The sequence below is a fragment of the Paraburkholderia ribeironis genome (assembly GCF_900019265.1).
GTDB lineage: Bacteria > Pseudomonadota > Gammaproteobacteria > Burkholderiales > Burkholderiaceae > Paraburkholderia > Paraburkholderia ribeironis.
Genome location: NZ_CYGX02000041.1, coordinates 20,522 through 30,860 on the forward strand (window position 1 = coordinate 20,522; position 10,339 = coordinate 30,860).

Here is a 10,339-nt window from a genome sequence, read left to right on the forward strand (position 1 = left end):
CGCGAACGGCCGTGGCGCCGTGGCGAGAAGCCACCATGACGGACTTGCCGGCGGTGCTCTCACAGGCCGGACTGGTTCTGGTCGAGTTCTGGACTCCTGATTGTCTTTTTAGCAGACTGTTTCTGCCGTTGCGAACGCGGCTGGCTGGCTACTATGGCGAGCGCCTGTCGCTGCGGCGCTGCCGGCTGCAGGATGGTGAATTGTCCGCTTCGCCCTGGGGGGTGGCGGGGGTGCCTGCGTTGGTGCTGTTTCAGGATGGGCGTCCGGTACGCAGATGGGTCGGTGAAGTACATGTCAGTGTGGTGATTCATGCGATCGACGCACGCCTGGCTGAGGCCGGTACTAAGTCTACAGAGATAGTCCCATGAGTAAGGAAGAGCAGCGGGTTGCGATGGTGACGGGGGGAACGCGAGGCCTTGGCCGGGCAATCTCCATCGAGTTGGCTCAGCGCGGCTATCACCTGATTCTCAACTATCGGCGCGAACATGGAGAGGCGGAAAAAACCGTAGCCCTGATCAGGCAATCAGGGGGAAGCGCTGAACTGAGACCAGCCGATCTTGCCAATCCGGAGGAAATTACCGGCTTGTTCGCGGGGCTGAACCGCCTTGATCTTCTGGTCAACAACGCCGGCATTACGCGCGACGAACTTTTACTGCTAATGCGGCCGGACAGCTGGAAAAACGTGCTGGCCACCAACCTGACGGCGGTTTTCCATTGCTCTCAATTTGCCGCACGCCTGATGTGCCCCGCAAAGCGAGGCGTGATCATTCATATCGGCTCCAGTTCGGCTGCGTCCGCCCGTACCGGGCAGGCCAACTACAGCAGCGCCAAATCCGCCCTGCTCGGGATGACACGTAGCATGGCCCGTGAACTGGCGACCCATGGGGTGCGGGTCTTGACGGTGGCGCCGGGCTTTACCGCGAGCGATATGGCGCACGCGGTACCCGATACCGTGGCGCAACTCTCGCTCAATCGCATTCCGTTGGGCCGATGGGGGCGCCCGGAAGAAATATCGCGCACGGTCGCCTTTCTCGCCTCGGATGCGGCAAGCGGCTTCAGCGGACACGCATGGATGGTCGATGGTGGGCGAACCGCCTTTGAAACCGAGGTGGGTTTGTGAACAGAAGCATGAACTATACGTTCGATGAACGTCAGGTACGTTTGATACTGCCGCATCGTGTGCCGATGTTGCTGGTTGATCGGGTGAGCGAATGCTCTCTATCGCTCGATTCGATGCAGGCGATCAAACAGATAACGGTTGGCGATTCGATGATGTTCCGTAGCCGTCATGGCCATGATATTTTTCCCCCGACGCTGGTTATCGAAGCGCTAGCACAGTCATGCGGACTACTGATGAAATTGCGCTGGCTCAGGTCGCAAGGCGTCGACGTAGCCGCTTTTGCAGGAGGAGATGACACCGTTCTGGAAGCGGTCCGGATTCCATACAGCGTGTTAGCAGAAACACGGGCGCGGCAACTCAGGTTGGTACGCCCCGGGAATAGCCTTCGTTTGAATATTCAGTTGACGTTGGAGAGAGGGTCGATGGCGCGCTTTACCGCCTCGGCGATGGGTGAGACGGGCCTCCACACCGAACTGGATGTACTTCTTGCGTTTCCGGAATACACGACATAGTCAAATCAATCAGCGTGATAAGCGTGGAGTAAAGGATGGGTTTAGTCGAATTGGTCGGAGTAAGCAAGCAATATGCGCTCGGAGAGAGCCAGGTCAATGCATTGAACGGCATCGACCTGAAGATCAATAGCCGCGATTTTCTTGCAATATGGGGGCCCTCGGGGAGTGGGAAAAGCAGCCTGTTGAATCTGATCGGCATGGTCGACAAGCCGTCAAAGGGAGAGGTCTATCTTGCCGGCGAACGGGTTGACCAGTTCGATGACGATGCACTGGCGAAAAAGCGTAATCAATTCGTTGGCTTCATTTTCCAGAGCTTCAATCTGGTGCCGGTATTGAATGCCGTCGAGAACGTAATGATGCCCTTGCAGATTCGAGGTACCCCGGTGCGGGAAGCGCGTGAAATAGCGAAGCGCCACCTGAACGATGTCGGATTGCAGGACCATTTTCACAAGCGCCCCGATCAGATGAGCGGCGGCCAGCGCCAGAGGGCGGCAATCGCCCGGGCACTGGCGGGCTCACCGTCTCTCGTGATTGCGGACGAGCCCACGGCCAATCTCGATTCGGATACCAGCATGCGAATCATCGACCTGATGCGGACGTTGAATCAGCGCGATGGCGTGACGTTTATTTTCTCGACCCACGATCCTCGCCTGCTGGAACGGGTGGACAACCTGATTCATCTTCGAGACGGTTCCGTCGTCGTTCAGGATGGTGCGTGATGGAATATTTCAAACTGGGTTTGCGCAATATCCTGCGTAATGGTCGCCGCAGTGCGGTGACTGTGCTGGCGATCTCTTTCGGCCTGGCGTCGATCAATCTGTTCTCCGGTTATATCCACAATGTTTATGCGGGTCTGGCCGATCAGGCGATCCATGGAGAGCGCCTTGGTCATCTGACCATCATGAAGAAAGGCGCTATGCAAAACGGCAAGCTCGAGCCGGAGAAATACCTTTTTAGTAGTGAGGATCTGCATCGTATACAGGGTCTGCTCGCCGGAAATCCGGATGTCGCATTGACGACGATGAAGTTGAGCGTAAGCGGACTGATATCCAACGGCAAGGTGTCGACCATCTTTATTGGTGAAGGGATGATTCCTCAGGATGCCATCAAGTTGAACGGCAATTTCCGCAAGGATCGCGGCGGCCTGCTTGATCCGGCCAAACCGGAAGCCGGTCTGGTCGCGGCAGATCTGGCCCGGATGCTGAAACTGGAGCCTGCGCAATATGCGACGCTGCTCGTCTCCACCCTGAGCGGCCAGACCAATGCAATGGATCTGGAAGTACTCAAGACGTTCAATACGGGCAACGCCGGAACCAACGACAAGTTCCTGCTATTGCCGCTTGCATACGTGCAGCAGCTTCTCTCAACCAGCGGTGCTGACCGCATCGTGGTGATGCTGCACGACGGCGATCGTCTGGACGCGGCGCGAACCAGCATCAATGCGGCGCTGGTCGCCGCGGGCTTTGACGTCGAGTTGTATACATGGAAGGACCTTTCTGATTTCTACAATCAGGTCCATCGATTGTTCAACATGATTTTTGCGTTCATCTTCTCGATCGTATTAATCGTTGTACTGATGAGCATCATAAATACAACAACGATGTCGGTCGTCGAGCGGACACGCGAAATCGGCACCTTGCGTGCCCTGGGCATGAACCGTCGACAGGTATCCACGTTGTTTACCGTCGAAGGCTTGCAACTGGCCTTGTTGGGCGGGGCAATAGGCCTCTTGTTGACATTGGTCGCTGGGGCCGGTGTCAACCTCGTCGGATTTTCATACGTCCCGCCTAACAGCTCTGACGCGGTGCATCTCCTGATCGATTTCGTACCGACTGTGATGGGGGCGTCTTTTGTTCTGCTGGCAATAGTTGCCTCAATTGCCGCATTTATCCCGGCCCGCCGCGTAACAACAATGAAGGTTGTTGACGCACTTGGTCACGTATGACTTTTTACCGTGGAGAAAACATGATTAATAAACTGCGAGTGGTGGGCATTCTGCTGGCCTGTCTGTTCGTCGGGGCTGTGTCCTCGGTTTCGGCGGCAGAAGCGACTCCTGATGCCGGCGATCTGTTGAAGAAATCCGACGTTGCGCGTGGCGGCGGTCTGCCTGGCGTGTACTGGAGTGTGACGCTGCATTCAGTTGACGGCGACAAAACAGACGATCAGGGATTGACTGTGAAGGCGGACACCGACAATAGCCTGGCCGAGTTTGTTTCGCCGGCAAATCTGGCTGACCAGAAGCTGCTCATGGCCGGGCGCAATATGTGGTTCATCCGCAGCGGGTTGCGCAAACCGGTACCCATTTCGCCGCGTCAGCGGCTGCTTGGACAAGCCTCGAACGGTGACATCGCCGCGACGAACTACGCCAAAGACTATAACGCGACGCTCGCAGGCGATGAAGTCATTGATGGGGATCCTTCCTACAAGCTGCAGTTGTCGGCGCGCGACGAGCAGGTGACCTATCCGCGCATCGATTACTGGATTTCGGCCAGGAGCGGCCTGGCAAAGAAAGCTGACTTCTACTCGGTTTCTGGGCGGGTCATCAAGAGCGCACAGTTTGAATATAGCAACGCGGTCGAGTATCAAGGGAAGAAGATTCCGTTCGTCAGCCGTATGGTTATTCAGGACCGGATAAATTCGGCCCAGAAAACAACACTGGAATATTCAAATGTCGTCGCGAAGGAGCTGCCGCAGCGAACATTTGACATCAATTTCCTCACGAATTAAGCGGCCGAATGCGAATTTTATTCGTTCTCGTGGGGACGTTGCTTGTGTCCGGTGTCGTGTATGCAGGTGAACTGGCCGGCCCATTCGGGGGGACGTTCGACTATAGTCTGGTCGTCCAGAATTACGTCGAAAGTACCGGCGTCTCGAACAGCAACGCTAACCCTGGAAATCAGGTGTCGAAGATACCGGAAACCCAGTTTGTTCAGGAACTGCGTCCCGAGCTGAAATTCACCCAAGGCATGCTGGAGTTGCAGGTCAGCCCGCGGGCTCAGTTCCAGTTCAATAAAACAAAAACAAGCGACGGCGTCAATTACGGATGGAATAACTCGGCCTATATTAATGGTTGGATCGCGCGTCTTAATCCAGGCAATGCCGTTTCGCTCAGCGTCGGGCGTGAGGTGCTGTTGTGGGGCCCGGCAATGAGTTTATCGCCGAGCAATCCTTTCTATATCGACAATGGCCGAACCAATCCCTATATTGAGCTGCCCGGAGAGGACTTTGCGAAGATAATCTGGGTTCCAGGCAAGAGCTGGACAGTAAGCTATATAAATAATTTCGGAAAAGGGCGGAAGGAACCCCCGCCACTGCAGTCTTTTCATCGTGCGCAAGTGCTGAAGATTGATTACTCGGGAAATGATACCTATTTGAGTGCAAACTATGCATCGATACAGGGCTCTCCCGACAAGATCGGCTTTTCTGCACAGAAGACAGTCTCGGACGCGCTGCTGGTTTATATGGAAGGCGGCTACAGTTTCGGGCGCACCCAGTATCTGCCAGCGCAAAACGGCAACGGCCAATGGTATCTTTCTGCGCCGAAAGGTAGTGGGCTTTCCGGAATAGGATTGCTCGGAATGTCGTATACGCTTGCGTCTGGGCCGACATTTACCGTTGAATATATTTATAACAACCAGGGCTGGAGCGCAAGCCAGGCCCGGGGTTATCAGACTATTAATCAGAATGCCGCCAGTCAGTTGGGGGGGCCGGAAACAGGATTCGCCATGCAGCAATTGGCTCTGGGCTTTCAGCCGGGTAGCGTGCTGTTGCGAAGGAATTATTTATTCGTACAGTATTTTCAGCAGAATCTCTTTCCGAGTCTCGATCTGACGATGCGTATGACGCGCAATCTGGATGATAACGGAACGCAGTGGGGTGCGATCATCGAAAGAAACATCGGAAAGAGATCCCGCCTGTTTGTGCAGCTTCTATTGAATACCGGCGGGACACATACGGAATTCAGCCGTTTTATTGGGCAACAATTTCTGGTTGGCCTTCGCACGGGATTTTAATGTGCCGAAGCTAATGATATTGCGAATAGATTGAGGTATTGAGATGGACCAGTTGATACAGCAAACCCCAAAGTGGGTATTTGTCGTTTTTCTCGTTCTGCTATATCTGGGATACGTTCAAAGCAAGGGGCGGGAGGTGGCGGGGAGCCGGCTGATCATAATCCCGGCGGCCATGATCGGACTTTCGCTCTTTAGCGTGGGGTCCGCCTTCGGGTTGAGCATTCTGGGATTTTCCTGCTGGATTGTTGGCGCGATATTTGCGCAACTGGTTAATATTTCACTAAAACAACCCAGGGGCGTTGTTTACGTCAGGGAGAAGGGAAAATTTTTCGTTCCCGGCAGTCTTATTCCGCTCTCCCTGATGATGGCGATATTCTTCGCGAAATATTTTATTTCGGCGTCGCTTGCAACCCGATTCATGTCTCCAGATATGCCGGGATTTGTTGGTATTTCCAGCCTGGTGCTCGGTTTTTTAAGTGGAACGTTTGTTGCCCGTGCTATTTTCGCGAGAAAAGCTGCCTGATTTCGGCCAGGTCGACGAATCCCGGTCGACCCTCGACCTGTCCGCCGCTATTTCACATAGGACCTAACGAAGCATGGCTTACCTGGCGTGGCGCGCTCACCGCGAATGCAAAGCGTCACCCAAAGCGGCATCTGCGCATATCGAACTCAATCGTCGCGGTGATCCGCTAACCAGGCGAGAACATCGGCAGCATTCCGATCTGGTGGAAAAACCGGATAGAAAACGCGCTCGATTCGTCCGTTATTGACGATCATCGTGAGACGTCTCAACAAGGTCATGCCTGCCGCCACGAAGGTCGGCAACGACAGCGCATTTGTCAGGCGAAGGTGCTGATCCGATAACAGCGGAAATGGCAATTGAAGACGATCGACCGCTTCTCGCTGGTAGGCCGAATCCTGTGTCGACAGTCCGAACAGATGAGTAGCGCCCGCAGCGCGGATTTCACTTGCGCTGTCGCGGAAAGCACATGATTGCGGTGTGCATCCGGCGGCGCCAGGGATCGTTACCCACCCTTCAGGCAATGGGCCATCCGGACGCTTCTTCCACGGATAGGCGTAGATCACCGTGCGCCCCGCGAGTTGGCTCAGATCAACAGCCTCCCCACTCGTGGTGTTCAAGACAATTTGCGGCAAGTCCAGACCGGTTAGATGGTTCGCCGCGCCATCGTCGACCGGTTTAGGGATCGTCGACCAGTCGATCACAATCGTATCTTTCATCTTTTGCTCCTTCAGTGAGCCGACGACAGGAGGAGCACAGAAACAAAAAAGCCCCAACCATTGCCGGCGGGGCTGCGTGATTTATATTGCTGTGAAACTCTAGCTTGCACACGTCCCCAATGACAGGCCCAAATGGGCATGTGCATGATGGTGAGTCGCAATCGCGAAAGGCGTGGAAGCTCGCATGAAGAATGAGTCTGCCTGCGTCTCCAGAGCTTGTCAACGGAGGGTTCCGCGCCGATTGCATCGATCGTATCTAACGGGAACTGTGTGTCCCGAACGGCCATTTTTTTCCGTGCCGACTGTCTCTTGCGGGTCACGCACTCGAAGCCTTTGCCGAATTGGCTTTACAGCCGCCCGAACAAATTCGCAGCAGTTTCCCTGCAACGAAGAGCGTCACCATCTATGCGCCCCCATGCCGCTCGACCGACGTCGACCAATCTCTAACGGTAGTCACTCTTAATAGCAATTCTCAGTCATAACTCAGCGACCATCGGAAAAAGATAAAAAGTAATTTTTGATAAGATAATTCACCTATACTTAGTTCAAAGTGAAAGAGTTATAAAAACGATTAAAACGTGTTTTGCTGTCGATTAAATTACCAAGACTAATTTCCAGGAGACTACTTCTTCTGCAGAGCACGCATTACACGACGTTCTTGTCGATTATCACATCGGGCAATGCTCTCAAACTTTCTCTTCGGCTCAACGTGAAACGAAGACATGGGAGAGTTTTAGTTCAGCCCGAATGCAAGTGAGCAATTCCTTCGGCCAACTTATTGCGCCGCCGGGTCGGCATCGCGTTGGCCGCTGTCAGTAGCATCTTCGAACACCGTAATCACGGTCCCAGCCCTCCTGTAGAACACACTTTGATGTAGGTCCGTCATGAAAAAACGCACTTTCTCTCTCGTCTCCCCGTCGTGGCTGGCCCAGAGCCGCCGGTGAAGTTGCTGTTGGTGGTGCAGTACACCGACGCCCATCCTTGCCGTGAAGTCCTTTGTCGTCGCAGGGGCGCTGTCAGAAAGAGGCATCTTGTGATTCCAACCGCAGCAGGATGTGCGGGTGCTTTTAACACTTTCGCTAACCCGATTTAGAGAACAAGGAGATAAGCATGCCTAACGGTTTCTTCCAGCAGGCGGCGGCAGCCGCGATTGCATTGTTGTCGCTGAATAGCCTGGCTCACGCTCAGGATAACGACGCGTGCACAATCGCGACCCTGAAAGGCTCATACGGCGTCACAGTTCATGGGCAGTCGCTCGGAATCCTCACAGGGACCGCCCCAAATCAGGTGCTCCACCGCTTTGCCGCCCCCGTTGATATCGACGCCGTTGCACTGGCGACATTTGACGGTACTGGAACAGGCACGCAGGAGGACTTTGCGATGTTCAACGGCGCAGTAAGGCCAGGCTCACCGCCCGATTCTTTCGTGTCCAACGAAATGCTTTCGTACAACGTGGATGCGAATTGTACCGGCGAACTGCGCCTCACTTTTCCGAATGACACCAAGATTACGCAAAAAATCGTTGTCGTCGACAACGGTAATGAAATATCTGGTGTTACGAGCGCTCAGCATATTGCGAGTGGCCCGCCTGCCTTCGATACGACACCATGCGACAAGGGTTGCGACGTAGCAATCCAGGCGAGCGCTCATTTTGTCAGAGTCGGACAGAAGCACGAGCACGAGCACTGACGTCACCTTATATCTGGCTGTCGCAGCGTTCCCTTTAACTCGCTGACCTCGCTGCGTGCTGGTAGGCGCTCGGCTTCCAGTTGGTTGCCGGGCGCTCCGAGAAACTGCTCTAGCTCCGCCGCAAACGCCACTTGACACCGCGCGCAGGTGTAGTGCTCTTCTATTCGTGCATAGTTCGCCGCGCCGACGCCGTTGAGGATAAGGCCATGGTGCGGAAGTTCCGCGGCCGCTTGGCCGTAAAAGTCAGCACTCTCCGCGCACGGTTGAATCCAAAGGTCCATTCGCCAGTTGTGGACAATTGCGACTGGTCAGGCTGACATTCGGTGTTCGTAGTATGGTCGGCCCCTGTCATCAATAATTGCGTACATTGCCGCCAAATCCGACGCATCCGGTTCATTCACTCCGGGCTTCGCGCTCGAGCTGTTCAAGGGGGATGTGGCGGACGTCCGTGCCCTTGACGATATAGATGACTAACTCCGCGATGTTCGTCGCATGGTCGCCGATACGTTCAATAGCCTTGGCAATGAAGAGGTAGTCCAGCCCGATGGAGATGGTTCGAGGGTCCTCATTCATGTACGACACCAATTTGCGTACAAACGCACGAAACTGATCATCGATAGTGCCATCGTCGCGGACGACTTGAGCGGCGGCAACGGTGTCAAGGCGAGCGAACGCATCAAGCGCACGCCGGAGCATGGTTATCGCCATCTCGCCAGATAAGGTAACTTCCGCGACATCGATGGTCCTTACCTTACCGTCTTCCGCAATTCGACGCGTTCGCTTCGCTATTTTTCGCGCTTCATCCCCGGCGCGCTCAAGGTTCGTGACAGTCTTCGAGATGGACATCAGCAAACGCAGGTCGCGCGCAGCGGGCTGGCGCCGCGCGATAATGTTGATGCACTCTTCATCGACTTCCGCTTCCATCGCATTGAGTCGACGCTCATCGACAAGGATTCGGCCGACCAGGTCCAGATCGAAGTGGTAGAGAGCCTGCAACGCATTGACGACTTGTGACTCAACGATGCCGCCCATCTCGAAGACTTTCGACAATATCAGATTGAGGTCTGCGTCGAATCGACTGGAAAGGTGCTTATCGGGCATTGGAACCCCCGTCAGCCGAACCGGCCGGCAATGCAAGCCTGGTTCGATTTCGCAACCGCTGCATCACGGCACGCCGGCGTCGAAGCGCATAGCTGCTATCACAGCACTCGGACACCCATTCATAGCCTACCTGCGGCGTGGTATCGCTACGACTTTGCCGGCCGGCCAGTCTTGACGGTTTCGACCGCAGAAACAGCGGCTAGCAGACTCTCGGTGGTGGGAGCCGAGTCCAGCAAAAGCAAACCAGCGCGAAGAAGCTCACTCTTTCTCATCGTGACGCCTGCGCCGAGACACCTCTGTTTCAGCGCCGCGATTTTCTCGTAGTCGGACCTCGGCATTGTGAAGCTGTCGCGCACCACCTTCTCTTTCTTCGCGCGTTTTGCTTTCACCTCCACTGCAGAACTGAGGGCTTCGGCCTCAACGGGTTTCGCGCGTTTCTGTTTGGAGGACTTCGCCGGAGCCGGTTGGGCATCTGGGGCTGCGGAAGCGTTTTCCTCATTCGCCTGCTGCACATCGGCTTTCGCGTGACCGTTGGCATTCTTCTGAAAGAGAGAGGCCTTCTTCGTTGGCTTCCTCATGCTGGGTTCACTCATGACCGTCTCCAGATTGATAAACAATATAAACAGTATATATCGTTTATTGACGATTACCAGACCTGTCTCTTA

At 54.9% G+C, this 10,339-nt stretch carries 12 protein-coding genes; 9 read left to right on the plus strand and 3 right to left on the minus strand.

The window, feature by feature from the left end:
* The first annotated feature begins 35 nt into the window (after positions 1-35).
* From BN2475_RS18855 to BN2475_RS18890, 8 genes are read left to right on the plus strand one after another with little or no spacing between them, the layout of a single operon-like run.
* Entirely contained in the window at positions 36-368 is a 333-nt protein-coding gene (locus BN2475_RS18855; protein ID WP_159444574.1) for a thioredoxin family protein, read from the plus strand.
* Entirely contained in the window at positions 365-1,120 is a 756-nt protein-coding gene (locus tag BN2475_RS18860) for a 3-oxoacyl-ACP reductase family protein (RefSeq protein ID WP_094781022.1), read from the plus strand. The genes BN2475_RS18855 and BN2475_RS18860 overlap by 4 nt, the downstream gene beginning before the upstream one ends.
* 8 nt (positions 1,121-1,128) lie before the next feature.
* The gene (locus tag BN2475_RS18865; protein WP_094781023.1) at positions 1,129-1,632 is read left to right on the plus strand and encodes an ApeP family dehydratase; all 504 of its coding nucleotides are present in this window, start codon (positions 1,129-1,131) and stop codon (positions 1,630-1,632) included.
* A gap of 35 nt (positions 1,633-1,667) precedes the next feature.
* Positions 1,668-2,351 carry an ABC transporter ATP-binding protein gene (locus BN2475_RS18870; protein ID WP_094781024.1) on the plus strand — a complete coding sequence of 228 codons (684 nt, stop codon included), beginning with the start codon at positions 1,668-1,670 and terminating at the stop codon, positions 2,349-2,351.
* Positions 2,351-3,577, plus strand: coding sequence for an ABC transporter permease (locus BN2475_RS18875; RefSeq protein WP_094781025.1), 1,227 nt, complete (start codon positions 2,351-2,353; stop codon positions 3,575-3,577). The genes BN2475_RS18870 and BN2475_RS18875 overlap by 1 nt, the downstream gene beginning before the upstream one ends.
* A gap of 20 nt (positions 3,578-3,597) precedes the next feature.
* Complete coding sequence (locus tag BN2475_RS18880; protein ID WP_094781026.1) at positions 3,598-4,359, plus strand: outer membrane lipoprotein-sorting protein; 762 nt, start codon at positions 3,598-3,600, stop codon at positions 4,357-4,359.
* A gap of 8 nt (positions 4,360-4,367) precedes the next feature.
* Positions 4,368-5,645 carry a hypothetical protein gene (locus BN2475_RS18885; protein WP_094781027.1) on the plus strand — a complete coding sequence of 426 codons (1,278 nt, stop codon included), beginning with the start codon at positions 4,368-4,370 and terminating at the stop codon, positions 5,643-5,645.
* 43 nt (positions 5,646-5,688) lie between these two features.
* A complete protein-coding gene (locus tag BN2475_RS18890; RefSeq protein WP_094781028.1) occupies positions 5,689-6,168 on the plus strand; it encodes a DUF6622 family protein in 480 nt (159 codons plus the stop codon).
* A gap of 146 nt (positions 6,169-6,314) precedes the next feature.
* On the opposite strand, the gene BN2475_RS18895 is transcribed toward BN2475_RS18890, so the two are convergent.
* Positions 6,315-6,884: a peroxiredoxin gene (locus tag BN2475_RS18895; RefSeq protein ID WP_094781029.1), complete on the minus strand. Its 570-nt coding sequence runs from the start codon at positions 6,882-6,884 to the stop codon at positions 6,315-6,317.
* Between the two features lie 1,110 nt (positions 6,885-7,994).
* Here BN2475_RS18895 and BN2475_RS18905 point away from each other — a divergent pair.
* Positions 7,995-8,573: a hypothetical protein gene (locus BN2475_RS18905; RefSeq protein WP_094781031.1), complete on the plus strand. Its 579-nt coding sequence runs from the start codon at positions 7,995-7,997 to the stop codon at positions 8,571-8,573.
* 393 nt (positions 8,574-8,966) lie between these two features.
* Here the strand turns inward: BN2475_RS18905 and phoU are convergent, their stop codons facing one another.
* Together phoU and BN2475_RS18920 are read right to left on the minus strand one after the other, a co-directional pair.
* On the minus strand, positions 8,967-9,674 hold the full coding sequence (gene phoU / locus BN2475_RS18915; RefSeq protein ID WP_094781033.1) for a phosphate signaling complex protein PhoU: 708 nt from the start codon (positions 9,672-9,674) through the stop codon (positions 8,967-8,969).
* A gap of 146 nt (positions 9,675-9,820) precedes the next feature.
* On the minus strand, positions 9,821-10,267 hold the full coding sequence (locus tag BN2475_RS18920; protein WP_094781037.1) for a hypothetical protein: 447 nt from the start codon (positions 10,265-10,267) through the stop codon (positions 9,821-9,823).
* Positions 10,268-10,339 lie beyond the last annotated feature (72 nt).

What these genes read in the sequence shown, in the direction of transcription:
- BN2475_RS18870 (WP_094781024.1), top strand. Translation starts at nt 1,668, where the DNA reads ATGGGTTTAGTCGAATTGGTCGGAGTAAGCAAGCAATATGCGCTCGGA.
- BN2475_RS18860 (WP_094781022.1), top strand. Translation starts at nt 365, where the DNA reads ATGAGTAAGGAAGAGCAGCGGGTTGCGATGGTGACGGGGGGAACGCGA.
- BN2475_RS18865 (WP_094781023.1), top strand. Translation starts at nt 1,129, where the DNA reads ATGAACTATACGTTCGATGAACGTCAGGTACGTTTGATACTGCCGCAT.
- BN2475_RS18920 (WP_094781037.1), bottom strand. Translation starts at nt 10,267, where the DNA reads ATGAGTGAACCCAGCATGAGGAAGCCAACGAAGAAGGCCTCTCTCTTT.
- BN2475_RS18875 (WP_094781025.1), top strand. Translation starts at nt 2,351, where the DNA reads ATGGAATATTTCAAACTGGGTTTGCGCAATATCCTGCGTAATGGTCGC.
- BN2475_RS18905 (WP_094781031.1), top strand. Translation starts at nt 7,995, where the DNA reads ATGCCTAACGGTTTCTTCCAGCAGGCGGCGGCAGCCGCGATTGCATTG.
- phoU (WP_094781033.1), bottom strand. Translation starts at nt 9,674, where the DNA reads ATGCCCGATAAGCACCTTTCCAGTCGATTCGACGCAGACCTCAATCTG.
- BN2475_RS18855 (WP_159444574.1), top strand. Translation starts at nt 36, where the DNA reads ATGACGGACTTGCCGGCGGTGCTCTCACAGGCCGGACTGGTTCTGGTC.
- BN2475_RS18890 (WP_094781028.1), top strand. Translation starts at nt 5,689, where the DNA reads ATGGACCAGTTGATACAGCAAACCCCAAAGTGGGTATTTGTCGTTTTT.
- BN2475_RS18880 (WP_094781026.1), top strand. Translation starts at nt 3,598, where the DNA reads ATGATTAATAAACTGCGAGTGGTGGGCATTCTGCTGGCCTGTCTGTTC.
- BN2475_RS18885 (WP_094781027.1), top strand. Translation starts at nt 4,368, where the DNA reads ATGCGAATTTTATTCGTTCTCGTGGGGACGTTGCTTGTGTCCGGTGTC.
- BN2475_RS18895 (WP_094781029.1), bottom strand. Translation starts at nt 6,884, where the DNA reads ATGAAAGATACGATTGTGATCGACTGGTCGACGATCCCTAAACCGGTC.